This is a genomic window from Nocardioides sediminis (genome assembly GCF_003047295.1).
Classification (GTDB): Bacteria; Actinomycetota; Actinomycetes; order Propionibacteriales; family Nocardioidaceae; genus Nocardioides; species Nocardioides sediminis.
Genome location: NZ_PZYZ01000001.1, coordinates 630,690 through 656,957, shown reverse-complemented (window position 1 = coordinate 656,957; position 26,268 = coordinate 630,690). Strand labels below are relative to the sequence as shown.

The window sequence follows — 26,268 nt, the reverse complement described above, 5'->3', positions numbered from 1 at the left end:
ACCGATGACGACCAGCCAGGTGCAGCCGCTGACGAGGCGCGGGGTGCCGCTCGACCCCACCCTGCGGATCATGGCCCTGGGGCAGTTCGCCAACCGGTTCGGCGGCGGCGCCCTGATGACCACCAGCGCGCTCTACTTCACGCGTCACCAGGGCTTCACCGCCACGGAGGTCGGTCTTGCGCTGTCCGTCTCCGCCCTGGTGGGCCTGCTCGTCAACGTGCCGGCCGGGCAGCTCGCCGACACCCGCGGACCGACCCGCGTGCTGGCGTGGCTGGTGCTCGGGGCGGCGCTGACGGCCTGGCCACCGGCGTTCGCGACCACTCCCCTGGTGCTCACCGTGCTCCTGTCGGTGCAGGCGGTCTTCCTCAGCGCGTCCGGCGCAGTCAACCAGGGCGTCATCGCCCAGCTCGCGATCGGTGGTCGCGGCGTGCAGTTCAAGGCCTACCTCCGTGCAGTCACCAACACCGCCATCGGCTTCGGCTCGATGGTCGGCGGCCTGGCCCTGCTCGTCGACGAGGACTGGGCCTACGTGTCGGTCTTCTTCGGCCAGGCCGTGCTGACCGGCTTCGCCGCCTGGAACACCACCCGGTTGCCGTACCTCCCGCCGTACGCCCGCCGAGAGGGCGAGCCGCGCCTGGCCGTGCTGCGCGACCGGCCGTACGCCGTGCTGATGACGCTGCACATGCTCTTCGTCACGCACTTCTTCATCATCGAGATCGGTCTCGTCCTCTTCATCGCCGAGCGCACAGCGGCACCCACGGTCCTGGTCTCGGGCACGCTCATCCTCAACACGGTGCTCGTGGCGCTGCTCCAGGTGCGGCTGACCCGGCACATCGACACCGTCACCGACGGGTCGCGGGCCTTCGTGGTCGCCGGCTGGCTGGTCGCGGGCGGCTTCGTGCTCATCGGGCTCGCCCAGGACCTCTCCGTCTGGGCGGCCTGTGCGCTGCTGGTCGTGGGGACCGTCGTGCACGTCTTCGGCGAGATCGTCGGGTCGGGCGGCCAGTGGGCGCAGCAGATGGGGCTGGCCCCGCACGAGCGGCAGGGGCAGTACCAGGGCTTCGCGTCGCTGAGCTTCGGCGCCGCCCGTGTGATCGGGCCGCCGGTCGCGGCCTACTGCTGCGTCGTCATGGGCCGCACCGGCTGGATCGTGCTGGCGGTCGCGATGGTGCTCATCGCCTACGCGATGGGCCCGGTCGCCCGCTGGGCGCTGGCCTCGCGCGCGTCGTACGGCATCACGACCCACTCGGGTTGACCGGCCACAGCACGCGCACGGCGTCGGCAGTTCGCGGCCCGCAGCACGGTGGACGCGCTGGACCGGCCGCTCCGACCGACGAACTGCCGACGCTGTGCGGGGCTCAGCCGGTGAAGCGCGCCTCGCGCTCGTCGGCCAGCGCGTCGGCGACACGCCGGGCCATCGAGGCGGGCATCGGCGGCAAGGCGTCCACGGGGAACCAGCGCACGTCGGTGGACTCGTCGTCGGCGACGTGGGCCTCCCCGCTCACCCAGGTGCAGGCGAAGGTCAGGTCGAGGTACGACGCACGGTCGCCGTTGTCGTAGACGACGTCGCGCATCACCGAGGTCGAGGCCAGCCGGTCGACCCGGATCACCACGCCGGTCTCCTCCAGCGCCTCCCGGGCCGCCGCCACGGCCGGCTCCTCCCCCGGGTCGACGATGCCCGTCACCGGGGTCCACGCCCCGTTGTCGGACCTGCGGACCATGAGGACCTCGTCGTCGCGTCGGACGACGGCCGTGACGCCCGGCAGCCACAACGGGTGGGTGCCGACCATCTCGCGGATCTCGAGGATGAACTCGGGGACGGGGCTCACGACGTGAGCGCCTCGACGAGCGTCTCCTGCAGCCAGCCGACCCACTCGTAGATGTCGTGGGCCTGGGCGCGGGGGTCGTCGTCGGGCAGCGAGTGCCACTTCTCCTCGTCGCCCTCCTCGACGCCGAGCCGCGTGGCCAGGGCCAGCCGGATGTCGGTGAACGAGCGCATCCAGGTCTCGGCGGTCGGCTCGTCGAGCTCGACGTCGATCATCAGGCCGTCCTCGGTGAGCTCGGGCGGCAGGCCAGCCTCCTCGAGGCCGTCGATGATCGCGCACGCCGCGGCGGCCTTGCCGTCGCGCAGCGTCCCCTCGGTGAAGCGCCGGAACTCCGCGGCCGCCTCTTCGTCGTCGGCGTACGCCGTCGGGAAGAGGCGCTGCAGCACCGGGTCCTCGGGAGCCGTCGTGGGGCCGGAGAAGTCCATCATCGCCTCGAACGGGTCGCGGCCCTCGTCGGGCACAGCGGCTTCGTTGCGCAGCAGCTCGACGACCTGCGAGGCCAGGGAGCGCAGCAGGTCGGCCTCGAAGCCGGTGAAGGTGGCGATGACGAGGCGACTCCGGCGGTGGCGGGCGAAGCCCGTCACTGTGCCCACCCCTCGCTGCCGCTCATGAGGCGCGCTCCATCGTCGCCCACAACCCGTACTCGTGCATGGCCTGCACGTCGCGCTCCATCTCCTCGCGGGTGCCGGTGGACACCACGGACTTGCCGTCGGTGTGCACCTCCATCATCAGCCGTTCGGCCTTGGCCTTGTCGTAGCCGAAGTACTTCTGGAACACGAAGGACACGTAGGACATCAGGTTGACCGGGTCGTTCCAGACGATGGTGACCCACGGCTTCGCCAGGAACGTGATCTCGTCCGGCGTCAGCGTCGGATCGACCTCGACAGGGCTTGCAGCAGACACGAGGCCATGGTGGCACAGCACCCGAGCGCTCCTCTCGCGGCGTGCGAGGGTGGGGACGTGACCCGATCGACGGCGCTGCTGACCGACCACTACGAGCTCACCATGGTCCAGGCCTCGCTGCACGCCGGCACCGCCGACCGGCGCTCGGTCTTCGAGCTCTTCCCCCGGCGGCTGCCCGAGGGCCGCCGCTACGGCGTGGTCGCCGGGGTCGGCCGGGCGCTGGACGCGATCGAGTCCTTCCGGTTCACCGACGAGGACGTCGCCCAGCTCTTGGACGTGGTCGATGAGCGCACCTGCGAGTGGCTGGCGTCGTACCGCTTCTCCGGGGACGTCTGGGGGTACGCCGAGGGCGAGGCCTACTTCCCCTACTCACCGCTGCTGGTGGTCGAGGGCGGCTTCGCCGAGGCGGTCGTGCTGGAGACCGTGCTCCTGTCGATCTACAACCACGACTCGGCGATCGCCTCGGCCGCCTCCCGGATGACGTGGGCCGCCGGGACGCGGCCCTGCATCGAGATGGGCTCGCGGCGCACCCACGAGGAGGCCGCCGTGGCGGCCGCCCGAGCGGCGTACGTCGCGGGGTTCGCGAGCACCTCCAACCTCGCGGCCCGGCAGCGCTGGGGGGTGCCGACGACCGGCACGGCCGCGCACTCCTTCGTCCTGCTCCACGACACCGAGGCCGACGCGTTCCGCGCCCAGGTCGACTCGCTCGGCGTGGGCACCACCCTGCTGGTCGACACCTACGACGTCGCCGAGGCCGTGCAGGCCGGCGTGGAGATCGCGGGCCCGGAGCTCGGCGCCGTCCGCCTGGACTCGGGCGACCTGGGCGTGCTCGCGCACGAGGTCCGCGCGCAGCTCGACGCGCTCGGCGCCACCGGGACCCGGATCGTGGTGACCAGCGACCTCGACGAGCACGCGATCGCCGCCCTCGCCGCCGCCCCCGTGGACGGGTACGGCGTGGGCACCGAGCTGGTCACCGGCTCCGGGCACCCGACGTGCGGGTTCGTCTACAAGCTGGTGGCCCGGGCCGGGGACGACGGCGAGATGGTGTCGGTGGCCAAGAAGTCGACGGACAAGGGCTCGGTCGGCGGTCGCAAGCACGCCTCGAGACGCCTCGACGACTCGGGCGTCGCCACCACCGAGGTGGTCGGCACGGCGGCCCCGGACGACGCGCACCACCGGCAGCTCCTCGTCCCGCTCGTCTCGGGCGGCGAGGTGGTCGGCCGGACGACCCTGGACGAGGCGCGCAGACACCACCTGCGGGCCCGCGCGGAGCTGCCGCGGGCCGCCAGCAAGCTCTCCCGGGGCGAGCCGGTCATCGAGACGCTGCACGTCTAGAGCACCCGCCGGGCACGCGGTCGTCCTATGGTGATGCTCCAGCGGTCCAGACCATCGGCTCGCACGACCCCGGGCTCGCCCGGGACCTGGGGGACACCAATGTCGAGAGCACCTCGCACCATCGTCGCGGCGGGCGTCGCCTGTCTGCTCGCCGTCACCCTGACGCCGTCCGCGGCGAGCGGGAGCGGCCACGGCGACGAGGCCCGGAGCGCCTGGGTGCCGGGCGTCCCCACCCAGCTCGTCGTCAACACCGACGGTGGCGCACCCATCCTCAACCGGGACGACTACGTCACCGGCACCCTGACCCTCGACGGCGTCACGCACCCGCTCGAGATCAAGGGCCGCGGCAACTCGACGTGGAACTTCCCCAAGAAGCCCTACAAGGTCAAGCTGGGCGAGGACGCGGCCCTCGTCGGCACGACTCCGCAGGAGGACTGGGTCCTGCTGGCCAACGCGGCCGACCGGTCCGCTCTGCGGACCCACACCGCGTTCGCCGTCGCCGACCGGACCCGGATGTCCTGGACCCCGCAGAGCCGCTTCGTCGAGCTGGTGCTCAACGATGCCTCCCAGGGGATGTACCAGCTCACCGAGCAGGTGGAGGTCAAGCCCGGCCGGGTCGACATCCCCGACGACGCCTACCTCCTGGAGATCAACGAGCGGTTCGTGCGCGACGGGGACCGCGGCTTCCGCACGGTGCGGCGTCGTACGCCCATCGTCTTCAAGGACCCCGACGACCCCACGCGCGGCGACATCATCCGGGTCCGCCGCCACGTCCAGGCCTTCGAGAAGGCGCTCTACGGCAAGCGGTTCACCGACCGCAAGCGGGGCTACCGCCCGTACGTCGACCTCGGCAGCTTCATCGACTGGTACCTGGTCGAGGAGCTCTTCCGCAACCAGGACTCCAACTTCTTCTCCAGCGTCTACGTCCGCTGGACGCCGGGCGGCAAGCTCGAGATGGGGCCGGTCTGGGACTTCGACCTGAGCGCCGGCACCGGGTTCCGCCGGTCGACCCCGCCCCGCGGCTGGCACACCCGGCTTGGTCGGCACTGGATCGCCCGGATGATGAAGGACCCCGCCTTCGCGGCCCGCGTCAAGCAGCGCTGGACCACGCTGCGCCCGCGGATCGACCGGATCATCTCCCAGCTGCCTGCCGCCGCGACCCCGCTGCGCGCCACGGCTGAGGCCGACTGGGCGCTGTGGCACGCCGGGACCGAGCTGGTGGCCGGCAGCAAGCACGCCGAGTCGTTCGACGGCGAGGTCGCCTTCCTGCAGGACTGGCTGTCCCAGCGGGTCGCGTGGATGAGCAACCCCGAGGCCGGCTTCGTCCGGGGCTTCACCAGCGTCCCGGAGAGGGCCCGGGTGCTGCGACCGCGCGTGCGGCTGCTCGGCCAGCACGCGGAGCCGGTGACCGTCGGCTACCAGGTCGTGGGCGGCACCGCCACCGCCGGCGCCGACTACGAGCTCTCCGCCGGCACCCTGGTCTTCGAGCCCGGCCGCTCGGTGCGGTCGATCCCCATCACGCTGGTCGACGACCGCGAGCGGGAGGACCGGGAGACCATCAAGGTCAAGCTCCAGCCCACGCCGGGGGTCATCGTCGGCTCGCCCGCGCGGCTCACGGTCAAGATCGCCGCCAACGACCGGCGTTGACCCCGGCCCCAGCGCCTCAGCCCCAGCGCGTGGCGAGCTCCCGGATGACGCGCGCGTTGCGGTTGGTCGACACGCCGAGGCGCTTCTCGACGTAGTCGTTCGAGAGCCGGGCCCGGTGGTAGCTGTCGCGCTCGTCCATCAGGAGGTGGGCACCCCTCCCCCGCACCACCAGCCGCTCACCCTCGAGCTCCGCCGCCTCGATCGCGCGCTCGATCTCGCGCACCTGGGCGGGCGTGGGCGCCTCCTTGAGCAGCGAGACGTACTGCATCCCCAGGCGCTCGTGCCCGGCGGCCAGCTCGTCCGCGTCCGCCGCGATGGCGACGAGCTCCGCCTGGGTCAGCACCACGGTGGGGACCTCGAAGCCGCGGTCCGCCGAGAAGGCCTCCTCGAGGACGGTGGCGACCCTGGTCGTCGAGCGCAGGCCGGTGGTCAGGCGCACGTTGCCGGTGTTGATGTAGGTCTCGACGTCCCGGGCACCGGTGGACTCGACGACCGCCCGGATCGCGTCCCGGGGGAACTTGCGGGTCGCGCCGAGGTTGATGGCCCGCAGGAACGCCACGTAGGTCGGCATCCGCGCATCATGCCGCGACTGTGTGACGTATGCGACCTTCCTGTGACCTCGCCGGTCTAGGGTGCTCCCATGAATCTTCGATCCATCGCCTCCGGAATCAGTGTCCTCGCCCTCGCCCTCGCCGTCGCGGGCTGCGCCAGGGACGACAGCTCGACCACCACCACCGAGTCGGGCGTGTCGCTCGTCAAGGACGGCACCCTGACCATCTGCACCCACCTGCCCTACGAGCCCTTCGAGTTCACCGAGGGCGGCGAGGTCGTCGGCTTCGACATCGACGTCCTCAAGATCGCCGCGGACGCCGAGGGCCTCGACCACGAGGTCGTCGACATCGGCTGGGAGACCATCGTCTCGGGTGAAGCGCTCAACACCGGCCAGTGCGACGTCGCCGCGGGTGCCATGTCGATCACCGACGAGCGCGAGGCCGTCATGGACTTCACCGACCAGTACTTCGAGGCCAAGCAGGCGCTGCTGATGAAGAAGGGCGCCGGCTACTCCACGCTCGACGACCTGTCCGGCAAGACCGTCGCCGTCCAGGACGCCACCACCGGCGCCGACTACGTGCGCGAGAACGCGCCCGAGGACACCAAGATCATCTCCTTCGAGGACTCCGCCCTCATGCAGCAGGCCGTCAAGACCGGCAAGGCCGACGCGGGCGTCAACGACAACGGCCTGCTCAACTACTTCGCCAGCCAGAACCCCGACGTCGAGGTCGGCGCGGAGTTCGAGACCGGCGACGTCTACGGCTTCTCGGTGCAGAAGGGCGAGAACGACGAGCTGCTGACCGTCATCAACGACGCCATCGCGAGCGACGAGTACGACGCGGCGTACGAGAAGTGGTTCGGCACCTCGGCCAGCTGACGTCTCCCGCTCCCAACCGTCGAAGACCGACCTGACAGAAGGTGACCTGACCCATGGCGAGTCCCCGCCAGCGTGCCGCGAGGCTGCGCTACGTCCAGTACGCCGTCCTCGTGCTCGTCCTGCTGGCGATCGCCCTGTTCGCCGACTGGGAGCAGCTGCGGCGGGCGTTCTGGGACTGGGAGGTCGTCAAGGCCCAGTTCCCCGACGTCATCACGATCGCGCTGAAGAACACGATCATCTACACCGCGTGCGGGTTCACGTTCGGACTGGTGCTGGGGCTGATCCTCGCCCTCATGCGCCTGTCCAGCGTGGGCCCGTACCGGTGGATCGCCACCGGCATCATCGAGCTCTTCCGGGGGCTCCCGGCACTGGTCGTCTTCATCGCGCTCAGCGTCGGCTTCAACCTGGCGTTCCCCGACCGCCAGATCCCCTTCGGCAACCTCGGGATCGTCACCCTGGCGCTCGGCCTGGTCGGCGGCGCCTACATGGCCGAGACCATCCGCGCCGGCATCCAGGCGGTGCCGAAGGGCCAGATGGAGGCGGCCCGGTCGCTGGGCATGTCCCACTCGCGGGCGATGATCAGCGTCGTCGTGCCGCAGGCGTTCCGCATCATCCTGCCGCCGCTGACCAACGAGCTGATCCTGCTGACCAAGGACTCGTCCCTGGTCTACATCCTCGGGCTGGCGCTGAGCGAGTACGAGCTCACCAAGTTCGGTCGCGAGGGCATGAACACCGCCGCCAACCTGACGCCGATCATCGTGATCGGCCTGTGCTACCTGCTGATCACCGTGCCGCTGTCGATCGTCGTACGCCGCATGGAGAGCCGTTCGGAGAGGGCCCGCTGATGACCACCGAGAGCACCGCCCCCAGGGTCGAGGGCGACCGCGCCAACGCCGCGATCGACGTCCAGGACCTGCACAAGTACTTCGGCGACAACGAGGTCCTCAAGGGGATCGACTTCCACGTCGACGAGGGCCAGGTCGTCTGCGTGATCGGCCCGTCCGGCTCGGGCAAGTCGACGTTGCTGCGCTGCGTCAACATGCTCGAGACGCCCACCAGCGGCAGGATCTTCGTCGAGGGCGACGAGATCACGGACCCCGACGCGGACATCGACAAGCTGCGCGCCCGGATCGGCATCGTGTTCCAGAGCTTCAACCTCTTCCCGCACATGACGGTGCTGCGCAACCTGACCATCGCGCAGGAGAAGGTCGCCGGGCGCAAGAAGGCCGAGGCCGTCGAGATCGCGCGCGCCAACCTCGCCAAGGTCGGCCTGGAGGAGAAGGAGGACGCCTACCCGGCGCACCTCTCCGGCGGCCAGCAGCAGCGCGTGGCGATCGCCCGCGCACTGTCGATGCAGCCCGACCTGATGCTCTTCGACGAGCCCACCTCGGCGCTCGATCCCGAGCTGGTCGGCGACGTGCTGGCGGTCATGAAGGACCTGGCCGCCGAGGGCATGACGATGATGGTCGTGACCCACGAGATGGGCTTCGCCCGCGAGGTGGGCGACAAGCTGGTCTTCATGGACGGCGGCGTCATCCTCGAGGAGGGCGACCCGCGCACGGTGCTGGGCAACCCCCAGCACGAGCGCACCCAGGCGTTCCTGTCCAAGGTGCTCTGACGGGTCCGCCCGGCTCCGTCAGCTGAGCCAGCCGCGCGCGGCGCCGGTGACGGCGGCCGTCAGGTCGGCCATCAGCGGTGACTCCAGGCGCCAGTGCTGCCAGAACAGCGGTACGTCGCTGTGGCGCCCGGGCACGATCTCGACCAGCCGCCCACGGTCGAGGTCGGCCCGGACCTGCACCTCGGGGATCATCCCCCAGCCCATCCCCCGCCTGACCGCGTTGTCGAACTCGGCCACCGACGGGATCCACGTCACCGGCGGCGCCAGGTGCCGGCGCGTGACCTTCTTCAGGAAGTCGTGCTGGAGGGTGTCGTTGCGGTCGAAGGCGATGAGGGGCACGCGCGCCAGCGCCATAGGCGTGGCGCCGTCGGGCAGGTGACCCGCCATCCACCGCGGGGTGGCCACCGCGAGGTAGCGCATCGTCCCGAGCCGCACCACGCGGCAGCCGGGCACCGGCCGCGGGTCGGACGTCACCGCAGCCATCACGTCCCCGCGCCGCAGCCGCTCGGTCGTGCGGGACTGGTCCTCCCGCAGGATCTCGAAGGTGACGCGGTGCGACTCCTGCACCTCCATGAGGGCGTCGATGAGCCAGGTGTAGAGCGCGTCGGCGTTGACCGCGATCGGCACCGCCGCGAACGGGTCGTCCTCGTCCGGGTCCTCCCCCTCGAGCAGCTCGGCGACCGCCTCACGCTCCAGCAGCTCGGTCTGCGCAGCCAGCCGGACCAGCACGTGCCCCGCCTCGGTGGCCTCCAGCGGCTTGACCCGGTGGAGCAGCACCCGGCCCACGTGGGTCTCCAGCGCCTTGATCCGCTGGCTCACCGCGGACGGGGTGACGTGGAGCTCCCGGGCCGTCGCCTCGAAGGTGCCGAGGCGCACGGCCGTGGCCAGTGTGCGCAGGGCCACAGGGTCGATCTGGGTGACGTCTTTCATACTTAGAGAGTCTAATGATTCTTCACAATGCTTCGCTGGATTGAAGCCCCGGCCGCACCTAGCGTGGTCTGCATGCTGAGCATCTTCCTCACCGGCGTGCTGACCGGTCTCGCCCTCATCGTCGCCGTCGGCGCGCAGAACGCGTTCGTCCTCCGTCAGGGCATCCGTGGCGAGCACGTCCTGCCGGTGATCGTGGTGTGCATGCTCTCCGACGTGGTCGCCATCACCGCCGGGGTCGCCGGCTTCGGTGTCGTCCTGGAGCGCTGGCCGGCGGTCCTCCCCGTCGCACAGGTCGGCGGCGGGCTCTACCTGCTCGCCTTCGGCGTGCAGTCGGCGATGCGTGCCTGGCGTCCGGTGGCCCTGGACGCCGAGGGCGGCAGCTCGATGACCGTGCGCCGGGCCGTGCTGCTCACCCTGGCGCTGACGTGGCTCAACCCGCACTTCTACCTCGACGCCATCCTGATGCTGGGCACGGTGGCCAACAGCTTCGACGACCAGCGCTGGTGGTTCTGTGCGGGTGCGCTCGCGGCGAGCGCGGTGTGGTTCCCCACGCTCGGGTTCGGGGCCCGGGCGCTGCGGGGCGTCTTCGCGCGTCCCTCGGCCTGGCGGGTGCTGGACTCCGGCATCGCCGTGGTCATGGGCGCCCTGGGCGTCGGCCTCCTCGTGCACTGACCGTGCACCGGCCGGCTCGCGCGCCGAGCCCGCGCCGCACCGACGGGGCGGTCACTCCCCGGCGAAGGCCAGTCCCCGCTCCGCCAGTGCCTCGCGCAACCGGTCGATCGCCACGGGACCGACACCGTGGGTCGCCGCGAGGTCGGTCTCCGTGCAGTCGGCGACCCGCTCGAGCGTGGTGAGTCCGCGCTCGCGCAGGGCGCGGGTGGCCGGGGCGCCGATGCCTCGCGGCAGTGGCGTGCCCTCGTCCCGCGGCGCGCGCACGCGCGGGGCGGGGAGGCCGGCGTCGACCACCGCCGCGCCGCGCGGGGAGAGCAGGTAACCGATGGCGAGCGACTCGGTCAGCCCCAGCTCCTTGAGCTTGCGGACGTCCTTCTTGAAGTCGGCGGTCTCCCGTCCGACCCGGGCCGCGAGGTCGGGCGCGCGCACGCCGGGGTTGAGGTCGATCAGGTCCAGCGTCTCGCGGGTCCACGCGCCGTACGACGACGCCCGGTCCAGCCGCGCCAGTCGCTCCAGGATCCGCTCGATCTCGGCGGCGTCGGGGATGGACTCGCGCAAGGCCTCGCGCGGGTCGGGCCCCGCCCAGGCGAGGCCGACGCGCCACACGGGCTCGTCGGGCCGGACGGCCAGCGCCTGCTTCAACGCCGCGAGGGAGGGCGCCCCCGCCCGCCGCGCGTCCTCTGTCCGGAGACGGGACACGGCGACCTCCTCGACCGACGTGACCTCGAGCAGCCCGACCGCCGTCCGCATCCGGGTCCCCACCACCACCCGCGGCCTGGCCCAGCGCCGGAAGGCCAGGTCCACCGTGCCCGCCTTGATCGCCGCCAGCTCGGCGGGTCGGATCATCATGGGACCAGCCTGTCAGCACCGCCGCGCGATGTCGCGCGGTCGGGCGTCGTACGGACCTCTCGCCCGGATAGTTTGGGACGAAGTCGTGGGCGATCGTGCCGATCCACCTACGAGTTCGTCCCAAACTACGTCGCGGGGCGGCGACGGCCCGACCTCCTCGGGGATCAGTCGCCGTTATCGGTCCCCTCGTAACCTCGGGACATGACTCCCCTGCGGGCCCGGCTCGGGCACGAGATCTTCCGCCGGGTCGCCGGGCCGGACGGGCCGCGCCACCGCGAGCGCATCCACGGGACGCCGGGGCCGCGCTGGTTCGACGCGGACTCCGAGATCGTGCGCGTCCACGCCGACGCGTCGATGTTCGTCGGCGGGATCCGCGCGGTCCTGCTGCAGACGATGCACCCGCTCGCCATGCAGGCCGTGGCCGACCACTCGGGCTTCCGCGGCGACATGTGGGGGCGCCTGGCCCGCACCAGCCAGTTCCTGGCCGTGACGACCTTCGGCACGATCGACCACGCCGAGCAGGCGATCAGGGGCGTCCGCGCCATCCACGACCGGGTGACGGGCACCATGCCCGACGGCACGCCGTACGCCGCGTCCGACCCGCACCTGCTCGCCTGGGTGCATGCGGCCGAGGTCGACAGCTTCCTGCTGGCCCACCAGACGTACGGCGCCCGCCCGCTCGACGCCGCCGGCTGCGACGCCTACGTCGCGCAGGCCTCGCTCGTGGCGCGCAAGCTCGGCGTGATCGACCCGCCGACGACCGTGGCCGAGCTGGAGCGGGTGCTGGAGGGGTTCCGGCCCGAGCTCCGCGCCACCGACGAGGCGCGCAGCGCGATCCGCTTCCTCGCCCTCCACCCCGACCTGCCGCTCGCCGCGCGCCCTGCGTACTCCGTGCTCATGGCCGCCGGCGTGGCCCTGATGCCGGGCTGGACCCGCCGCCCGCTGCGTCTGCCCTGGCTGCCGGTCTCCGAGCGCACGGTCGTCCGGGCGCTCGGCACGCTGGCGACCGGCACGATCCGCTGGGCGATGTCGTCCGGCGTCGACGAGGCGCGCGAGCTGCGCGCCTCGTCGAGCGTCTGACGGAATCACCGCTTCAGCGGGGATTTCTCCGGGCACTCAGAGGTTGCCGCGGGCGTCCTGCTCGCGCTCGATGGCCTCGAAGAGCGCCTTGAAGTTGCCCTTGCCGAAGCCGAGCGACCCGTGGCGCTCGATGAACTCGTAGAACACGGTCGGCCGGTCGCCCATCGGCTTGGTGAAGATCTGGAGCAGGTAGCCGTCCTCGTCGCGGTCGACGAGGATGCGACGCTTCTTGAGCTCCTCGATCGGCACCCGGACCTCGCCGATGCGGGCGCGCAGCTCGGGGTCGTCGTAGTAGCAGTCGGGGGTGTTGAGGAACTCGATGCCGTTGTCGCGCAGGATGTCGACCGAGCGCAGGATGTCGTTGGTCGCGAGCGCGATGTGCTGGCAGCCGGCACCGCCGTAGAACTCGAGGTACTCGTCGATCTGCGACTTCTTCTTCGCGATCGCCGGCTCGTTGAGCGGGAACTTCACCCGGTGGTTGCCGCTCGCGACGACCTTGGACATCAGCGCCGAGTAGTCGGTGGCGATGTCGTCGCCGATGAACTCGGCCATGTTCGTGAACCCGAGCACCTTGTTGTAGAACTCGACCCACTCGTCCATCCGGCCGAGCTCGACGTTGCCGACGCAGTGGTCGACGGCCTGGAAGAGCCGCTTGGGGTGGCCCTCGCGGCGCGCGACGGTGGTGCTGCGGGCGACGTAGCCGGGCAGGTAGGGACCGTCGTACTTCGAGCGGTCGACGAGGGTGTGCCGGGTCTCGCCGTACGTCGCGATGGCGGCCAGACGGACGGTGCCGTGCTCGTCGGACTCGTCGTGCGGCTCGACGAGGATCGTCGCGCCCTGGGCGCGGGCGTGCTCGATGCACTTGTCGACGTCGGTGACCTCGATCGCGAGGTCGACCACGCCGTCGCCGTGCGCGCGGTGGTGGTCGAGGACCGGGCTGTCGGGGGTGACGCCGCCGGTGAAGACGAAGCGCGCGGAGCCCGACTTGAGGACGTAGGACTTCTCGCCGCGGTGGCCGGTCTCCGGGCCGCGGTAGGCGACGAGCTCCATGCCCAGCGCGAGCTGGTAGAACGTGGCCGTCTGCGTGGCGTTGCCGACCACGAAGCACACCGCGTCCTGTGCGACCACCGGGAAGGGGTCGTTGGTGGCGTCGTACTCGACGAGGCCGACGAGCTGCTTGAGCTGCTCGAGGGTCAGGTCGGCCTTGAGCTCGTCGGTCGTGAGCGCGGCACCGGTGGATGCCTGGTCGGTCGTCGGGGACGTGGGGGTCGAAGTCATGCGCACAGCGTGTCGAGAAGCGACAGAGTGTGCAACAGTACGACGAAATGCTGGTCAACCTGCACAGTAGGAGCACCCCTGATGGACGACCTGGACCGCAGATTGATCGAGCTCTTCGCCGACGAGCCGCGCATCGGCGTCCTCGAGGCGTCCCGCCGCCTCGGCATCGCTCGCGGGACGGTCCAGGCCCGCCTCGACAAGCTCACCTCGAGCGGGGTGGTGACCGGTTGGGGTCCCGACCTCTCCCCCGAGGCGCTCGGCTTCCCGGTGATGGCCTTCCTGACCCTGGAGATCCGGCAGGGGTCGGGCCACGACGCCGTGGCCACCCACCTCTCCGGCATCGCCGAGGTGCTGGAGGCCTACACGATCACCGGCGCCGGCGACATGTGGGCGCGGGTCGTGGCGCCCTCCAACGCCGACCTCCAACGGGTCATCGACCGGGTACTGGCGGAGCCGGGCATCGAGCGCTGCACGACCGTCATCGCCCTCGCCACCCAGATCCCGCACCGGGTGCTGCCGCTGGCCCGGGCCGCCGTGGTTTGACGGCCCGGGCCGGCGTCGTTCACTCGTAGTCGGCGCCCGCCGGGTCGGCGAGGAACGCCAGGTCCTCGGGCTGGTCGATGCGGTAGCTGCCGCTGGCGTTGCAGTTGTAGTTGAGCCCGAAGGACGTCACCGCGACGATGATGTTGTCCTCCGCCAGGCCCGGGGTGGTGATGTCGAAGGTGGGTCCGCCCGAGTCTCCGAAGCAGGTGCCTCCGGTGGTGGCCCGGCCCGCGTGGGAGAACATGACCGCGATGTCGCGGTAGCCGTAGGCGCCCTTGAAGCTCACCAGCCTCCGGTCCGCCTTGCGCCGGGTGTCGCCACCGAAGGACGACTTGGGGCTGCTGTCCTCGAGGCCGTAGCCGACCGACTCGAAGAGGCCGTCCTTCTTGGCCGCCTTCGAGTAGTAGCGGTCCAGGTGGTCCTCCTCGGGCAGCGAGCCGTACTCGGTCAGACCGGTGACCGGCTCGCTCAGCTCGACGACACCGAGGTCGTGCAGCAGGAACGCCGCGTCGACGTACTCGGGGTGCGTGAACGTCGAGTCCGCCTCGTGCCACGTCGGGCTCGCGTCCAGGGCCGCGGACCAGTCGTCGTACCGCTCCTCGTTGCGGTCCGGGGCGTACGTCGTGCTGGCCGGCAGGATCGAGTAGTCCGGCTCCTCCTCGACGGAGAACCACACGTCGGTGCCGCCGTACAACGGGTTCTCCGGGGCCTCGCCCTCCAGGCCCACCGCATAGGTGCAGTGGCCGGCGGTGACCACCGTGTCCGCGTCGATGAGCGTGCCGGTGCAGTTGAACCAGCCGCCCGGGTCGTCGAAGCGCGAGTCCACAGCCTCCGGGACGTGGAAGAGCAGCTGGCCGACGTAGGGGTGCTCGCCGGCGTCCGGTGCCCCGCCGACGATGGCGGAGGCCGGCGGGAGGGCGGGCACGAGCAGGAGGACTGCGGTCGCAGGTGCGGCGACCGCAGCACGGCGGAGGTTCTTGATCATGGGCGCTCCTTCGGTGGGATGTCGGATCCCAGTGAGCACGCCCGGCGGCACGCCTGTCATCCCCCCTATGGGGGTGACCCGCACGTCAGCGGGCCACGTCGCCCGCGAGGGCCAGGCGCACCGACTCGGCAGCCGCCAGCACCCGGGGCGCCACGACGCCCTCGTCGATGCCGCCACCGAGGGTCACCACGCCCACCGAGGCCTCCAGCCCGTCGATCCCGCGCACCGGCGCCGAGAGGCCCTGGGCCCCCGTCTGGAGCTCGCCGGCGGTGACGACGTACTGCCCCGCGCTCTCGCGGGCCAGCAGGATCGCCTTCCCGGCGGCGCCCTGGGTGAGGGCGTGCCGGGTCCCGACCCGGTAGGAGACGTGGAAGTCGGTCCAGGACGGCTCCACGACCGCCAGCGCCAGCGCCTCGTCGCCGTCGGCCACCGTGAGGTGGGCGGTGCAGCCGATCGCGTCGGCCAGGCTGCGGAGCACCGGCACGGCGAGGTCGCGCAGCAGCGGCTGCACCGCTGAGGCCAGGTGCAGCACGCCGAGGCCGACGAAGAGCCGGCCGCGCGCGTCGCGGCGTACGAGCCCGTGCTGCTCCAGGGTGCTGATCAACCGGTAGACCACCGTCCGGTTGACCCCCAGGTCCGCCGACAGCTCGGTCACGGTCATACCCTTGGGCGCGGATGCGAGCACCTCGAGCACGCGCAGGCCTCGATCCAGCGTCTGTGAAGTCTCGGCGGCCATGTGGCCAATCTAGTGACAACCAACCAAGGCCGGTCGTCGTCACACCCTCGAGTGCATCTTTCGCACCGACCCCGAGACGGGGTGTCCACACACCAGACGATCAAGGGAGAACCCATGCATCGCCACGTACGCCGCACGTTCGCCACCACGGGCACGACGGCGCTCATCGCCGCGACCCTGCTCACCGCACCGGGTGCGCAGGCCGCTGCCGCCACCACCTGCCAGGGCAAGACGGTCACGATCGACGGCACCGGCCAGGCGACCGTCACCGGTACGCCGGACGCGGACGTCATCGCCGCCAGCCTCGGCGCGACCATCACCGCGCTCGCCGGTGACGACACCATCTGCGTGCTGCCCGGAACGGCCACCACGCCCACCACGATCGACGCGGGCGACGGCAACGACGCGGTCGACGCCTCGACGCTGCCCGCCGGCGCGCGGGTCACCACGACGCTGGGAGCCGGTGACGACTCCTACACCGGGGGCGCCGCCTCCGACCAGGTCTCCACGGGCGCGGGCACCGACACCGTGGCCACCGGCGCCGGTGACGACGGGGTCGGCAGCGGGACCGCCGGCCAGCCCAACGGCGACAAGCTCGACCTCGGCGCCGGCGACGACGTCCTGGACTGGCACGGCACGCAGGAGCCCAGCGGCAAGGTCGAGTTCGGCGAGGGTGCCGACACCCTGGCCGACGGCGACGGCGGCGCGGTCGCCATCGACGCGACCTCGCGGACGGTCAAGCGCGGCGGGACCACGGTCCTGTCGTGGACCGGCTCGGTCGCGACCTACGTCGTGGACTCCAACGCCACGACCGCAGGCTTCGCCGGCACGAACGCCGACGAGACCTTCGTGCTGCGCGACCCTGCGGCGGGCGCCACGCCCACCACGGTCGACGTCGACATGGCCGGCGGTGACGACACGATGACCGTGCGCTCCGCCGTCCTCGACGGCTCGACCTGGAGCGGCGGCGAGGGTGAGGACCTGTTCCAGGTCGCCCACGACTACGACGAGGTCTACCTGGACCTGCGCAGCGGCCAGTTCGAGACCGGTGAGCCGGACGTGACGGCCGACCAGAAGGTCAGCAACGTCGAGAACGTCGACGCCATCTCCGGCCGGGTGACCGTCAAGGGCACCAGCAACGCCAACGTCCTCAACCTGCAGGGTTGCTCGATGTCGGCCGTGGGTCGTGCCGGGGCCGACACGATCGGCTACGGCGTCGACTTCGACGACGCGCCCGCCCTCGCGTGCACCGGCACCAAGCTGGTCGCCCGTGGCGGCAAGGACGCCGACCGCATCTCCGGCAGCAGCGGCAACGACCGCCTCTTCGGCAACAAGGGCGAGGACCTGGTCTTCGCCATGGGCGGCGACGACGTCATCTTCGGTGGCGACGACGACGACCGTCTCCGTGGCGGCGCCGGCGACGACAAGGTCCGCGGCGGCAAGGGCAACGACGAGCTCGGTGGCAACACCGGCAACGACCGCGTCCAGGGCGACAAGGGCAACGACCGCCTGCTCGGCCACCTGGGCAACGACGTGCTGGTCGGCGGTCTCGGCTTCGACCGCGCCAACGGCGGCAAGGGCAACGACCGCGCCTTCTCGGTCGAGCGCGCGTGGAACGTCGAGCGCCGCTGACCCATCGCAGCACAGCATCACCGCATCACCGACGGCCGTCGCCCGCACCCGCGGGCGGCGGCCGCTCCGCGTCACGGCGCGTCGGGCGCGCCTGCGTGCCGACGCGCGCTGGCGTGCCGGCACTGGCGCGCCTGCGCCGGGGTGCTGGTCAGGAGGACTTGCGCACCGCCCACTCGCGGATCCGGTTGATCCGCTCGTGGAGCTGGTCCGCGCTGGCCACCGCCGCGGCCGGTCCACCGCACTCCTTGCGCAGCCGCGCGTGGGTGATCCCGTGGGCCTGTCCCGTGCGGTGGTGCCAGGCGGCCACGAGCCCGTTGAGCTCGCGCCGGAGGATCGCGAGCTGCTCGTGCGTGGACACCGCCGCGACCGAGTCGGCCTCGGGCCGAGCGGCCTTCTGCCGCGCCGCACGTTCGGACTGGCGCGAGTGCAGCAGCTCGCGCACCTGGTCGGGCTCGAGGAGACCGGGGATGCCGAGGAAGTCCATCTCCTCCTCCGACCCCACGTGCACCTCGCCGGAGTGGCCGAACTCGCCGCCGTCGTAGAGCACGCGGTCGAAGGACGCCGTCGACCCGAGCGCCTCCCAGGACATCTCGAGCTCGCCCGAGGCGGACTCCTCGGCGTTGGCGGCGGCCAGCAGGTCGTTCTCGGCGGCGAAGATGTCGTCCTCGTCGGTGACCTTGCGGCCGAGCACGTGGTCGCGCTCGACCTCCATCTCGGAGGCGAAGCCGAGCAGGTGCGGCACCGACGGGAGGAAGACCGACGCGGTCTCGCCCCGCGACCGGGCACGCACGAAGCGGCCGACGGCCTGGGCGAAGAACAGCGGCGTCGAGGTCATCGTCGCCCACACGCCCACGGCGAGGCGCGGGACGTCGACGCCCTCGGAGACCATCCGGACCGCGACCATCCAGCGCTTGTCGGACTCGCTGAACTGGCTGATCTTCTTCGACGACGCCTTCTCGTCCGAGAGCACGACGGTCGGGGACTCGCCGGTGATCTTCTTGAGCAGCCCGGCGTAGGCGCGGGCCTTCTCCTGGTCCGAGGCGATCACGAGGCCGCCCGCGTCCGGGACGTGGCGGCGTACCTCCGTGAGCCGCTTGTCGGCGGCGGCGAGGACCGACGGGATCCAGGACCCGGCCGGGTCGAGGGCGGTGCGCAGCGCCTGCGCGTGCATGTCCTTGGTGAGCGGCTCGCCCAGCCGTGCGGCGACCTCGTCGCCGGCGCGGGTCCGCCAGGTCATCTCGCCGGAGTAGGCCATGAACAGCACCGGACGGACGACGTGGTCGGCCAGCGCGTGGGCGTAGCCGTAGGTGAAGTCGGCGACCGAGCGCGGGATGCCGTCGTCACCGGGCGCGTAGGTGACGAACGGGATCGGGTTGACGTCCGATCGGAACGGCGTGCCGGTGAGCGCGAGCCGCCGCGCGGCCGGCTCGAACGCCTCCCGGACGCCGTCGCCCCACGACAGCGCGTCGCCGGCGTGGTGGATCTCGTCGAGGATGACCAGGGTCTTGAAGCGCTCGGTGCGGATGCGCATGGCCAGCGGGTTGACCGCGACGCCGGCGTAGGTCACCGCGATGCCGACGTAGTCCTGCGACGTCTTGCCCTTGCCGGCGGCGTACGTCGGGTCGATCGGGATGCCCGCCTTGGCGGCCGCCTCGGCCCACTGCGTCTTGAGGTGCTCGGTCGGCGCCACGATCGTGATCCGGTCGACCACCCGGCGCCCGAGGAGGTCGGCCGCCACGGTCAGCGCGAAGGTCGTCTTGCCGGCCCCCGGCGTGGCCACGGTGAGGAAGTCACGCGGGTTGGCGGTGAGGTAGCGCTCCATCGCCGCCTGCTGCCACGCCCGCAGCAGGGGCGCCGTGCCCCAGGCGGCACGCTCCGGCCAGGCCGGAGCCAGGACCGGAGCGGGGGGTACGGCGTCGTGCCGCCCCGTCACGCGTCGGGGCCCTGGTTGCCGTCGCCTGAGCCGTCGCCGCCGGGCTTGATGGACTCCCATATCTCCTTGCACTCCGGGCACACCGGGTACTTCTCCGGCGCTCGGGAGGGCACCCAGACCTTGCCGCACAGCGCGATGACGGGGGTGCCCATCACCATCGCCTCGGTCAGCTTGTCCTTGGGGACGTAGTGGCTGAACCGCTCGTGGTCACCATCGTCGGTCGGCTGGGTGCGACGGTCCTCGATCGTCTCGGTGCCGGGCGAGAATCCGATGGTGCTCATGCGGGCCAGTCTAGGTCAGTCCGAGGTCAGTTGAGGTCCGGGTCGACCGGGCGTGTGGAGTGCCACGCCAGCTGGCCCGGCTGTCGCCGCATCACGTCGCGCCAGAGCTCGGAGGCGTCCTCACGGAACACGTCCCCCGCCTCGCCGGGGGCGACGTACCAGTCCCCCCGGGCGATCTCCCCCTGGAGCTGGTCGGCCTCCCAGCCGGCGTACCCCGCGAAGATCCGCATGCCCGCCAGGCTCTCCTCGAGCAGCGCCACGGGCGTGTCGAGGTCGACGATCCCCAGCCGGCCGAGCACCGACCGGAACCCGACGGGCTCGTCGTCGACGTCGCGCAGGAGCGCGACCGCGATCGCACCCTCCACGCTCACGGGGCCGCCGCGGAAGAGCACCCCGGGCGAGGCCAGCTGCGGGTGCCAGGCCTCCACCTCCCCTATCTCGGCGACCGGCACCGGCGAGGGCCGGTTGAGCACCACTCCCAGGACCCCCTGCTCGTCGGCGTCGAGGAGCAGCACCACCGTGCCGGCGAAGTTGGGGTCGGTGAGCCCCCGCGTCGCCAGCAGCAGCATCCCGGGCGCTACGTCGGTCATGGCCCCATCATGGCCGATCTCCCCGAGGTCCGGCCTGACCGGCGAGCGCTCTCCCCCACCTGAGCGAGGCACCGCCTCGTCGGACGTCCCGAGCAACGCCCGACACCCCGACACCCCGGGCAGCCGCCTCGTCGGACGTCCCGAGCAACGTCCGACGGCGGCACGCCCCGAGAGGGGCCTCCGGCTCAGCGGGTCGGGCTCACTTGCTCCAGGTCACGTTGCCGGAGCCGACCGGGACCAGCTCGACCCAGGTGCGGCCGGGCGGGACGGTGATCTCGCCGCCCTTGGGCCCGGTGAGCTTCAGGGCGCCGGTGAGGCCGTCCTTGCTCCACGTGCCGCGCACGACCTTGCCGCCGTGGAACAGCAGCGCCTGGCCCTTGCCCTCGAACTTCGTCTCGGGCACGGGGTAGCCGGCGGGGTCGCGGTAGCCGGCGTCGCCGACCTGGACCCGCAGCGCCAGCACGGTCGTGGCGGGGAACTCGTCGCCCGTGGCCGCGTAGGAGTTGGTGTTGACGTACTTGCCACCCTGGAACTGCCAGGTCGTGGTGTGCCCGCCGAAGGCCGCGGACAGCGTGCGTGCGGGCTTGCCGCCGGGGGCGTCGCCCTCCTCGCCGAAGGCCAGGTATGGATCCGGGGCGTCGCCGCCCTTGATGGCGCCCGAGATGGCCTTGAGGTCGGCGAACAGGTTGTACGGCGCGGAGCGGCCGTTGTCGCGGTAGACGCCCTTGGCGCCCTCGGTGACGAACGGGATGCCCGCCTGGCGGACCCGGCCCAGGGTGACCGGAGCGGCGCCGCTGGTGACCACGTGCGCCCCGGTCGGGACGATGCCGATGTCGCTGGCGCGCATGGACCGCACGGGCCCGACCACCTGCGGCAGCCGCGAGTAGTAGAACGCGGCGAGCCGGGTCATGCCGCCCTCGACGAGCTCCTCCACCACCATGTCGGCCTGCCCCAGGCCGACCTGCGGGGCGCTGGAGGAGGTGTTGTCGACCTTGGTGACGATGACCGGGTTGCGCGGGGCCTCACCCTCCATCGGGAGCCCGGTGAGCGGCCACAGGGCCGGCTCCTCCGGCTCCGCCGCGGTGGTCTCGCTGGTGGCGTCGCTGGTCGGCTCGGGCGTGCTGGCAGGCTCCTCGTCCCCGCCGCAACCGGCGAGCAGGAGGGTGGCAGCAGCCAGGGTCGCGACGCCGAGGCGCAGGCGGGGAGGACGGGGAAGCACGGGGGAACTCCGATCGGGGGTGTGGAGCAGGTCGAACGCCGTCAAGTGTGACGGCGCGCCCTCCCGGGGACGGGAAGGCGCGCCACACACGAGACGGGACGCGGTGTGACGAGCAGCGCGTCAGCGCAGGGTGCCGGCGAACCAGCTGTCCGTCCACGGGCTGGCCACGGACACGCTGCGGCCGGTGCTGGGCGAGTGGACCATGACGGCACGCCCGTCGTCCCAGCGCACGAAGATGCCGGCGTGGTAGACGCCGCCACCATCGCTGAAGAACATCAGGTCGCCGGGACGCATGTCGCTCTTGGCGATGCGACGCGTCGCGCCGGCCTGCGCGCTCGACGTACGGGGCACCTGGATGCCGGCCCGGCCGAAGCTGTACTGGATGAGTCCGGAGCAGTCGAAGGCGTTGGGACCGGAGGCGCCGTAGGAGTACGGGTCCCCACGCTGGGCGAGCGCGACCGACACGGCCGACTCGAAGCGGCTGGACTCCCTGCGAGCGGCCGACTTGCGGCGCTCGGCGTCCTTCTTCTTGACCTTGCTGAACTGCTTCTCGTTGAGCGCCACGGCCTCCCGGTCGTCGGCCTGGGCGGGGGCCGCGGCGAGCGAGACACCGACGGTGGCGGTGGCGGCGACGGCGAGACTGATGGTGCTGAGCGCGCAGGAACGCGCGACGCGACGGATCGCGGGCATGGTGAAGTCCTTTCCCACGCCTGTGAGGTGAGCTGTCGGGTTGGAGCTGGAAAGTGCCCTGCCACCTCTCGGTGGCTTCACCCCTAGCCGGTCCGGTCGTCCGGTCCGGCGGTGGAACCTGTGGGTCCCCCACTCCTGCCCGATGAGTCGTGTCTCGGGGGTCCACCCCTGGGCGGGCAGGACTCGGCGTTGCCCGGGGGTGGTTGTTGGGTTGTGATGCTCCGCGCCCACACGGGAAGGGCACGGCGACCGTCGATCACCGTAGGTTCACCTGCTCGCAATGTCCAAACACGCCGAACGCCCCCGGGAGGGTTCCCGGGGGCGTCTCAGGCGGGCGCGGACCGGCTCGGCGTGACGAACGTCTCCCCCGTCGGCCGTGTCGTACGGCGTGTCGGCGTGCGTCGGGGCGCTCTCAGCCCAGCTTGGCGCCGCCGTCCACGTAGAGCGTCTGGCCCGTGATGTACGACGCCTCGTCGCTGCACAGGAACGCCGCTGCGGCGGCGATGTCCTCGGGGAATCCGACCCGCTTGACGGGGTTGGCCTCGGCGGCCGCGGCGCGGAAGTCCTCGACGCTCATCTTCACGCGCGCGGCGGTGGCGTCGGTCATCTCGGTGGCGATGAAGCCCGGTGCGATGGCGTTGGCGTTGATGCCGAACGGGCCGAGCTCGATGCCCAGCGTGCGGGTGAAGCCCTGCACGCCCATCTTGGCCGCGGAGTAGTTGGCCTGGCCGCGGTTGCCGAGCGCGGAGACGCTGGAGAGGTTGAGGATCTTGCCGTAGCGCTGCTCGACGAAGTGCTTCTGGGCGGCCTTGGTCATGTTGAAGGCGCCCTTGAGGTGCACATTCATCACGAGGTCCCAGTCCTCCTCGGTCATCTTGAAGAGCAGGTTGTCGCGCGTGATGCCGGCGTTGTTGACCAGCACGTGGATGCCGCCGAGCTCGTCGACGACCCGCTGCACGGCGGCCTCGGCGGCGGCGCCGTCGGCGACGTCGCAGCCGACGCCGATGGCCCTGGCGTCGCCGATCGTCTCGATGCGCGCGGCCGCCTCTTGGGCGCTGGCCTCGTCGAGGTCGAGGATCGCCACGCTGGCGCCCTCGGCGGCGAAGCGCTGCGCCGTCCCGAACCCGATGCCGCGCGCGGCTCCCGTGATGACTGCGACGCGTCCGTCATAGCGACCCATGAGGTGACTCCTTGTGATGTCCGGTGGGCTGTGGCGCGTCGGGGACGCGCGCGGCCGACCCTAGTGCCCGCGCGCGCGACCGGGGTGCGTCGGGGCGCGGCTGTGGGCCCTTGCAGTCATCGGTGCACTGCGACCGCCCACGGCCCCGCGGCCGGTGGTCGCGGCGCACGACGGCGTACGACAGGGGCGACCGCTCGGCTAGGAGTCCAGCACGGCGCGCAGGCGAGCGGCGTACTCGGCGGCCTCGCCGTCGGCGTACTTCGTCCGCGGCCAGAAGAAGCCCCGCAGCCCGTCGCCCTTGGTGCGCGGCACGACGTGCATGTGCAGGTGCGGCACCGACTGGCTGACCGTGTTGTTCATCGCCACGAAGGACCCCTGGGCACCCAGGGCCTCCTTGACCGCAACGGCGAGCTGCTGCGCGGCGGCGAGGAAGCCTTCACGCAGCCCGGCCGGCAGGTCGGGCAGCGTCTCGACGTGCTCGCGCGGGACCAGCAGCACGTGGCCCTTGAACACCGGCCGGGCGTCGAGGAAGCCGACGAACGCGCCGTCGTCGAGCACGACGTGGGCCTGGATCTCCCCCGAGACGATCCCGCAGAACGCGCACTCAGCCATGTCGCGGACAGTAGCGGCTGCCTAGGCTGGCGGGGATGCAGACCTTCCTCCCGTACGCCGACTTCGAGCGGTCCGCGCGCGCCCTGGACACCAAGCGGCTGGGCAAGCAGCGCGTGGAGGCCATCCAGGTCGTCCGGGCGCTCACCGTGCCGGGCTACGGCTGGGCCAACCACCCGGCCGCGCTGATGTGGAAGGGCCACGAGGAGGCCCTGGGGCGCTACGGCATCGTCTGCTGCGCAGTGTGGACCGAGCGGGGGTACGGCGACACGTGCGCCGCCACCATCGCGACCGACCTGCGGGCGGCCGGGGTCGGGTCGATCCGCAGCCAGGCCGAGCTGGCGGAGGCCGGCGCGCTGCCGCCGTGGCTCGAGGGCGAGGACCTGCTGCTCAGCCACCGCTCGGCCCTGGTCCGCAAGGACCCCGAGCACTACCGATCGCTGTTCCCCGACGTGCCCGACGACCTGCCCTACGTGTGGCCGGTGCGCTCGGCGGCGGTCGTCGAGGCCGAGCGCCGACGCGAGGAGAACGCCGTACGACGCGCGGAGCGGGCCGCCGAACGCGCGCGCCTCGACGAGGAGCGTGCCCGCCAGCGCCGCAGCCGGGCCGCGAAGAAGGCCTGGGAGACGCGGCGCCGCAACCACGACGGCGGGGCCTGAGCTGCTGCCGGCCGACGGGCCGCGCGACTAGGGTCGGGACCGTGTCCGGACCCGCGTCAGGCCGCCCCGCTCCGACCGAGGGGCGTCGTACGCTCGCGGAGGTCTACCGGCGGTTCGGCGACGTCGAGGCGAGCGGGACATCGCCGCTCCACGCCCGCATCGCGCTCGCGCTGAGCGAGTCGGACGTGGCGCTGCGCGCCGTCGAGTCCGCGCCGGCGCGCAAGCGGCACCCGGCCGTGATCCTGGCGGCGCTGCACGACCTCGCCCTCGCCGGGCGGGCGCCGACGCTCGCAGCCGCGTACGCCCTGGGCGACCACGACGCCGCCGTGAGCGCGGCGGTCGACACGCTGCTCGGCATGACCGGCGCCGTCGTGGCCGGCGCCGTACGACGCCCCGTGCGGGCGCACGAGGCGGGACGCCACACCGTCCTGCACCCGGCCGTGGCCGAAGCGGCCCGCCGCGTCGGCGCGGACGCGGTCGGGCTGGTCGACGTCGGCTGCTCGGCCGGGCTCAGCCTCGTCGTCGACCGGGTCGGCATCGACTACGGACCGGGGGCCACGGTGGGCGACGTGTCGTCCCCCGTGCAGGTGGCCGCCTCCGTCGTCGGCGACCGTCCCGTCCCTGCGCTGGCGCTGCCGCCCGTCGTGGCCCGGGTGGGGGTCGACCTCGACCCGGTCGACGTGACCGATCCGGAGGAGGCCCGCTGGTTGCGCGCCTGCCTCCACCCGGACCAACCGGGGCCGATGGCGCTGCTCGACGCCGAGATGGCCCTCGCGGCGAGCGACCCGCCGGTGCTCCTGCGGGGCGACGTGCTCGAGGTGCTGCCGGACGCCCTCGCCCGGGTCCCCCGGGACGCGCTGCCCGTGGTCTCCACGACGTGGACGCTCTCGCACCTCCCGCTCGAGCGACGGCTGCGCTTCCTGCACCGGCTCGACGAGGCGGCGGCCGGCCGCACCGTCGCGTGGGTCTCGGTCGAGGGCGTCGGCGTCGCGCCGGCGGTCCCGACGATGGGCGACCGCCACGCCTCCGGGCACAGCGTCATCGGCGTGGCGGTGCTGGAGCACGCCCGCCTGCGGGCCGAGGCCGTGGGACGCTGCTGGTCGCAGGGCCGGGTGCTGTCCTGGCTGGCCGAGGACTGACTCCCCGGCGCCGGCGATCTGAGTACGAAAGCTCTGCACGGGACGACTCCCGGCCCCTGACGATCACGGCATGGCCTCTCCCCTGCCCTCCGCCGGAGTCACCTTGGCGCTCGCCGTCCTGGTCGTCCCGGGCGTCCTCGCCGGGACGCTCGTCCTGCTGCTGGTCGCGGGGCCGCTCGCCTTCCTCGTGCCGACCGCGTCCGGCCTGCTGCTCGTCCTCTACCGGACGGCGGTGCGGACCGCCGAGGACGCCACCCTGCGGGTGCTCGTCCGCGAGCTCGGCGCCGTCGTGCTCGCCCCCGCGGTCGGCTTCGGGACGTGGATGGCGCTGACCGTGCTGGGCATCCTGGTGGGAGTGCTGCCGTTCATCGACCACCCGTCGAACTACCCGCACGCCGACGCGTGGGGCGCGGCCAGCGCGGTGGTCGCGTTCGCCTCCGCCGCCGCCTCGTGGTGGCTGCTCCGGAGGTTCGCCGACCCCGCGCCGGCCGCGCGCCGGTGACGC

The 26,268-nt window shown here is 72.1% G+C and carries 29 protein-coding genes and 1 riboswitch; of the genes, 13 read left to right on the top strand and 16 right to left on the bottom strand.

Annotated features, from left to right (window positions below; all coding sequences use genetic code 11):
• Window positions 1-4: 4 nt before the first annotated feature.
• Complete coding sequence (locus tag DAI17_RS03150) at window positions 5-1,255, top strand: MFS transporter (protein WP_107771404.1); 1,251 nt, start codon at window positions 5-7, stop codon at window positions 1,253-1,255.
• Between the two features lie 103 nt (window positions 1,256-1,358).
• Here DAI17_RS03150 and DAI17_RS03145 read toward each other — a convergent pair whose 3' ends face one another.
• The 3 genes from DAI17_RS03145 to clpS are packed head-to-tail and all read right to left on the bottom strand — an operon-like array spanning window position 1,359 to window position 2,729.
• Complete coding sequence (locus DAI17_RS03145; protein ID WP_234412139.1) at window positions 1,359-1,829, bottom strand: NUDIX hydrolase; 471 nt, start codon at window positions 1,827-1,829, stop codon at window positions 1,359-1,361.
• Window positions 1,826-2,410, bottom strand: coding sequence for a DUF2017 domain-containing protein (locus tag DAI17_RS03140; protein WP_107771403.1), 585 nt, complete (start codon window positions 2,408-2,410; stop codon window positions 1,826-1,828). The genes DAI17_RS03145 and DAI17_RS03140 overlap by 4 nt, the downstream gene beginning before the upstream one ends.
• Window positions 2,411-2,432: 22 nt before the next feature.
• Window positions 2,433-2,729 (bottom strand): ATP-dependent Clp protease adapter ClpS, encoded by a 297-nt coding sequence (gene clpS / locus DAI17_RS03135; protein WP_107771402.1) that lies wholly within the window; start codon window positions 2,727-2,729, stop codon window positions 2,433-2,435.
• Window positions 2,730-2,735: 6 nt separating this feature from the next.
• On the opposite strand from clpS, the gene DAI17_RS03130 reads away from it, so the two are divergent.
• On the top strand, window positions 2,736-4,064 hold the full coding sequence (locus DAI17_RS03130; RefSeq protein ID WP_107771401.1) for a nicotinate phosphoribosyltransferase: 1,329 nt from the start codon (window positions 2,736-2,738) through the stop codon (window positions 4,062-4,064).
• A gap of 99 nt (window positions 4,065-4,163) precedes the next feature.
• On the top strand, window positions 4,164-5,711 hold the full coding sequence (locus tag DAI17_RS03125) for a CotH kinase family protein (RefSeq protein ID WP_159081324.1): 1,548 nt from the start codon (window positions 4,164-4,166) through the stop codon (window positions 5,709-5,711).
• A gap of 16 nt (window positions 5,712-5,727) precedes the next feature.
• Here the strand turns inward: DAI17_RS03125 and DAI17_RS03120 are convergent, their stop codons facing one another.
• Window positions 5,728-6,282 carry a DUF1697 domain-containing protein gene (locus DAI17_RS03120; RefSeq protein ID WP_107771399.1) on the bottom strand — a complete coding sequence of 185 codons (555 nt, stop codon included), beginning with the start codon at window positions 6,280-6,282 and terminating at the stop codon, window positions 5,728-5,730.
• Window positions 6,283-6,351: 69 nt separating this feature from the next.
• Between DAI17_RS03120 and DAI17_RS03115 the strand changes: the two genes are divergently transcribed.
• From DAI17_RS03115 to DAI17_RS03105, 3 genes are read left to right on the top strand one after another with little or no spacing between them, the layout of a single operon-like run.
• On the top strand, window positions 6,352-7,140 hold the full coding sequence (locus DAI17_RS03115) for a transporter substrate-binding domain-containing protein (RefSeq protein WP_107771398.1): 789 nt from the start codon (window positions 6,352-6,354) through the stop codon (window positions 7,138-7,140).
• Window positions 7,141-7,193: 53 nt separating this feature from the next.
• Window positions 7,194-7,985: an amino acid ABC transporter permease gene (locus DAI17_RS03110; RefSeq protein ID WP_107771397.1), complete on the top strand. Its 792-nt coding sequence runs from the start codon at window positions 7,194-7,196 to the stop codon at window positions 7,983-7,985.
• Complete coding sequence (locus tag DAI17_RS03105; protein WP_107771396.1) at window positions 7,985-8,758, top strand: amino acid ABC transporter ATP-binding protein; 774 nt, start codon at window positions 7,985-7,987, stop codon at window positions 8,756-8,758. The genes DAI17_RS03110 and DAI17_RS03105 overlap by 1 nt, the downstream gene beginning before the upstream one ends.
• Window positions 8,759-8,776: 18 nt before the next feature.
• On the opposite strand, the gene DAI17_RS03100 is transcribed toward DAI17_RS03105, so the two are convergent.
• Window positions 8,777-9,688 carry a LysR family transcriptional regulator ArgP gene (locus DAI17_RS03100; RefSeq protein ID WP_107771395.1) on the bottom strand — a complete coding sequence of 304 codons (912 nt, stop codon included), beginning with the start codon at window positions 9,686-9,688 and terminating at the stop codon, window positions 8,777-8,779.
• Between the two features lie 72 nt (window positions 9,689-9,760).
• Between DAI17_RS03100 and DAI17_RS03095 the strand changes: the two genes are divergently transcribed.
• Window positions 9,761-10,360, top strand: a complete 600-nt coding sequence (locus DAI17_RS03095; RefSeq protein WP_199904908.1) for a LysE/ArgO family amino acid transporter — start codon at window positions 9,761-9,763, stop codon at window positions 10,358-10,360.
• Window positions 10,361-10,411: 51 nt separating this feature from the next.
• Here the strand turns inward: DAI17_RS03095 and DAI17_RS03090 are convergent, their stop codons facing one another.
• On the bottom strand, window positions 10,412-11,209 hold the full coding sequence (locus tag DAI17_RS03090; RefSeq protein WP_107771394.1) for a helix-hairpin-helix domain-containing protein: 798 nt from the start codon (window positions 11,207-11,209) through the stop codon (window positions 10,412-10,414).
• A 201-nt stretch (window positions 11,210-11,410) separates the two neighbouring features.
• On the opposite strand from DAI17_RS03090, the gene DAI17_RS03085 reads away from it, so the two are divergent.
• Window positions 11,411-12,289 (top strand): oxygenase MpaB family protein, encoded by an 879-nt coding sequence (locus DAI17_RS03085; RefSeq protein WP_107771393.1) that lies wholly within the window; start codon window positions 11,411-11,413, stop codon window positions 12,287-12,289.
• A gap of 36 nt (window positions 12,290-12,325) precedes the next feature.
• Here the strand turns inward: DAI17_RS03085 and hppD are convergent, their stop codons facing one another.
• A complete protein-coding gene (gene hppD / locus DAI17_RS03080) occupies window positions 12,326-13,567 on the bottom strand; it encodes a 4-hydroxyphenylpyruvate dioxygenase (protein WP_107771748.1) in 1,242 nt (413 codons plus the stop codon).
• Window positions 13,568-13,648: 81 nt separating this feature from the next.
• Here hppD and DAI17_RS03075 point away from each other — a divergent pair, with 81 nt between their 5' ends.
• On the top strand, window positions 13,649-14,110 hold the full coding sequence (locus tag DAI17_RS03075) for an Lrp/AsnC family transcriptional regulator (protein ID WP_107771392.1): 462 nt from the start codon (window positions 13,649-13,651) through the stop codon (window positions 14,108-14,110).
• Window positions 14,111-14,129: 19 nt separating this feature from the next.
• On the opposite strand, the gene DAI17_RS03070 is transcribed toward DAI17_RS03075, so the two are convergent.
• Together DAI17_RS03070 and DAI17_RS03065 are read right to left on the bottom strand one after the other, a co-directional pair.
• Window positions 14,130-15,095: a S1 family peptidase gene (locus DAI17_RS03070; protein WP_159081323.1), complete on the bottom strand. Its 966-nt coding sequence runs from the start codon at window positions 15,093-15,095 to the stop codon at window positions 14,130-14,132.
• Between the two features lie 85 nt (window positions 15,096-15,180).
• Entirely contained in the window at window positions 15,181-15,831 is a 651-nt protein-coding gene (locus DAI17_RS03065) for an IclR family transcriptional regulator (protein ID WP_107771390.1), read from the bottom strand.
• A 114-nt stretch (window positions 15,832-15,945) separates the two neighbouring features.
• Between DAI17_RS03065 and DAI17_RS03060 the strand changes: the two genes are divergently transcribed.
• Entirely contained in the window at window positions 15,946-17,463 is a 1,518-nt protein-coding gene (locus DAI17_RS03060) for a calcium-binding protein (RefSeq protein ID WP_107771389.1), read from the top strand.
• 148 nt (window positions 17,464-17,611) lie between these two features.
• On the opposite strand, the gene DAI17_RS03055 is transcribed toward DAI17_RS03060, so the two are convergent.
• The 7 genes from DAI17_RS03055 to DAI17_RS03025 all read right to left on the bottom strand — a co-directional run bounded on the left by DAI17_RS03055 (window position 17,612) and on the right by DAI17_RS03025 (window position 23,968).
• Window positions 17,612-19,396, bottom strand: a complete 1,785-nt coding sequence (locus DAI17_RS03055; protein ID WP_267894708.1) for a DEAD/DEAH box helicase — start codon at window positions 19,394-19,396, stop codon at window positions 17,612-17,614.
• A complete protein-coding gene (locus DAI17_RS03050) occupies window positions 19,393-19,677 on the bottom strand; it encodes a DUF3039 domain-containing protein (protein ID WP_107771387.1) in 285 nt (94 codons plus the stop codon). Before DAI17_RS03050 ends, DAI17_RS03055 begins: the two co-directional genes overlap by 4 nt.
• 26 nt (window positions 19,678-19,703) lie before the next feature.
• Window positions 19,704-20,267 carry a YqgE/AlgH family protein gene (locus DAI17_RS03045; protein ID WP_107771386.1) on the bottom strand — a complete coding sequence of 188 codons (564 nt, stop codon included), beginning with the start codon at window positions 20,265-20,267 and terminating at the stop codon, window positions 19,704-19,706.
• A 199-nt stretch (window positions 20,268-20,466) separates the two neighbouring features.
• Window positions 20,467-21,486: a DUF3048 domain-containing protein gene (locus DAI17_RS03040; protein WP_107771385.1), complete on the bottom strand. Its 1,020-nt coding sequence runs from the start codon at window positions 21,484-21,486 to the stop codon at window positions 20,467-20,469.
• 120 nt (window positions 21,487-21,606) lie between these two features.
• A complete protein-coding gene (locus DAI17_RS03035) occupies window positions 21,607-22,176 on the bottom strand; it encodes a C40 family peptidase (protein ID WP_107771384.1) in 570 nt (189 codons plus the stop codon).
• A gap of 4 nt (window positions 22,177-22,180) precedes the next feature.
• Window positions 22,181-22,336, bottom strand: a riboswitch (cyclic di-AMP (ydaO/yuaA leader).
• A 252-nt stretch (window positions 22,337-22,588) separates the two neighbouring features.
• The gene (locus tag DAI17_RS03030) at window positions 22,589-23,356 is read right to left on the bottom strand and encodes an SDR family NAD(P)-dependent oxidoreductase (protein WP_107771383.1); all 768 of its coding nucleotides are present in this window, start codon (window positions 23,354-23,356) and stop codon (window positions 22,589-22,591) included.
• Window positions 23,357-23,554: 198 nt separating this feature from the next.
• The gene (locus DAI17_RS03025; RefSeq protein ID WP_107771382.1) at window positions 23,555-23,968 is read right to left on the bottom strand and encodes an HIT family protein; all 414 of its coding nucleotides are present in this window, start codon (window positions 23,966-23,968) and stop codon (window positions 23,555-23,557) included.
• A gap of 35 nt (window positions 23,969-24,003) precedes the next feature.
• Between DAI17_RS03025 and DAI17_RS03020 the strand changes: the two genes are divergently transcribed.
• The 3 genes from DAI17_RS03020 (at window position 24,004) to DAI17_RS20840 (ending at window position 26,265) form a co-directional block, all read left to right on the top strand.
• Window positions 24,004-24,624: an MSMEG_6728 family protein gene (locus tag DAI17_RS03020; RefSeq protein ID WP_199904907.1), complete on the top strand. Its 621-nt coding sequence runs from the start codon at window positions 24,004-24,006 to the stop codon at window positions 24,622-24,624.
• A gap of 41 nt (window positions 24,625-24,665) precedes the next feature.
• Window positions 24,666-25,763: a DUF2332 domain-containing protein gene (locus DAI17_RS03015; RefSeq protein WP_107771381.1), complete on the top strand. Its 1,098-nt coding sequence runs from the start codon at window positions 24,666-24,668 to the stop codon at window positions 25,761-25,763.
• A 70-nt stretch (window positions 25,764-25,833) separates the two neighbouring features.
• Window positions 25,834-26,265: a hypothetical protein gene (locus DAI17_RS20840; protein WP_159081322.1), complete on the top strand. Its 432-nt coding sequence runs from the start codon at window positions 25,834-25,836 to the stop codon at window positions 26,263-26,265.
• The last annotated feature ends 3 nt before the right edge of the window (window positions 26,266-26,268 follow it).

What these genes read in the sequence shown, in the direction of transcription:
- DAI17_RS03150 (WP_107771404.1), top strand. Translation starts at nt 5, where the DNA reads ATGACGACCAGCCAGGTGCAGCCGCTGACGAGGCGCGGGGTGCCGCTC.
- DAI17_RS03130 (WP_107771401.1), top strand. Translation starts at nt 2,736, where the DNA reads ATGGTGGCACAGCACCCGAGCGCTCCTCTCGCGGCGTGCGAGGGTGGG.
- DAI17_RS03125 (WP_159081324.1), top strand. Translation starts at nt 4,164, where the DNA reads ATGTCGAGAGCACCTCGCACCATCGTCGCGGCGGGCGTCGCCTGTCTG.
- DAI17_RS03120 (WP_107771399.1), bottom strand. Translation starts at nt 6,282, where the DNA reads ATGCCGACCTACGTGGCGTTCCTGCGGGCCATCAACCTCGGCGCGACC.
- DAI17_RS03115 (WP_107771398.1), top strand. Translation starts at nt 6,352, where the DNA reads ATGAATCTTCGATCCATCGCCTCCGGAATCAGTGTCCTCGCCCTCGCC.
- DAI17_RS03110 (WP_107771397.1), top strand. Translation starts at nt 7,194, where the DNA reads ATGGCGAGTCCCCGCCAGCGTGCCGCGAGGCTGCGCTACGTCCAGTAC.
- DAI17_RS03105 (WP_107771396.1), top strand. Translation starts at nt 7,985, where the DNA reads ATGACCACCGAGAGCACCGCCCCCAGGGTCGAGGGCGACCGCGCCAAC.
- DAI17_RS03100 (WP_107771395.1), bottom strand. Translation starts at nt 9,688, where the DNA reads ATGAAAGACGTCACCCAGATCGACCCTGTGGCCCTGCGCACACTGGCC.
- DAI17_RS03095 (WP_199904908.1), top strand. Translation starts at nt 9,761, where the DNA reads ATGCTGAGCATCTTCCTCACCGGCGTGCTGACCGGTCTCGCCCTCATC.
- DAI17_RS03090 (WP_107771394.1), bottom strand. Translation starts at nt 11,209, where the DNA reads ATGATGATCCGACCCGCCGAGCTGGCGGCGATCAAGGCGGGCACGGTG.
- DAI17_RS03085 (WP_107771393.1), top strand. Translation starts at nt 11,411, where the DNA reads ATGACTCCCCTGCGGGCCCGGCTCGGGCACGAGATCTTCCGCCGGGTC.
- hppD (WP_107771748.1), bottom strand. Translation starts at nt 13,567, where the DNA reads ATGACTTCGACCCCCACGTCCCCGACGACCGACCAGGCATCCACCGGT.
- DAI17_RS03075 (WP_107771392.1), top strand. Translation starts at nt 13,649, where the DNA reads ATGGACGACCTGGACCGCAGATTGATCGAGCTCTTCGCCGACGAGCCG.
- DAI17_RS03070 (WP_159081323.1), bottom strand. Translation starts at nt 15,095, where the DNA reads ATGATCAAGAACCTCCGCCGTGCTGCGGTCGCCGCACCTGCGACCGCA.
- DAI17_RS03065 (WP_107771390.1), bottom strand. Translation starts at nt 15,831, where the DNA reads ATGGCCGCCGAGACTTCACAGACGCTGGATCGAGGCCTGCGCGTGCTC.
- DAI17_RS03060 (WP_107771389.1), top strand. Translation starts at nt 15,946, where the DNA reads ATGCATCGCCACGTACGCCGCACGTTCGCCACCACGGGCACGACGGCG.
- DAI17_RS03050 (WP_107771387.1), bottom strand. Translation starts at nt 19,677, where the DNA reads ATGAGCACCATCGGATTCTCGCCCGGCACCGAGACGATCGAGGACCGT.
- DAI17_RS03045 (WP_107771386.1), bottom strand. Translation starts at nt 20,267, where the DNA reads ATGACCGACGTAGCGCCCGGGATGCTGCTGCTGGCGACGCGGGGGCTC.
- DAI17_RS03035 (WP_107771384.1), bottom strand. Translation starts at nt 22,176, where the DNA reads ATGCCCGCGATCCGTCGCGTCGCGCGTTCCTGCGCGCTCAGCACCATC.
- DAI17_RS03030 (WP_107771383.1), bottom strand. Translation starts at nt 23,356, where the DNA reads ATGGGTCGCTATGACGGACGCGTCGCAGTCATCACGGGAGCCGCGCGC.
- DAI17_RS03025 (WP_107771382.1), bottom strand. Translation starts at nt 23,968, where the DNA reads ATGGCTGAGTGCGCGTTCTGCGGGATCGTCTCGGGGGAGATCCAGGCC.
- DAI17_RS03020 (WP_199904907.1), top strand. Translation starts at nt 24,004, where the DNA reads ATGCAGACCTTCCTCCCGTACGCCGACTTCGAGCGGTCCGCGCGCGCC.
- DAI17_RS20840 (WP_159081322.1), top strand. Translation starts at nt 25,834, where the DNA reads ATGGCCTCTCCCCTGCCCTCCGCCGGAGTCACCTTGGCGCTCGCCGTC.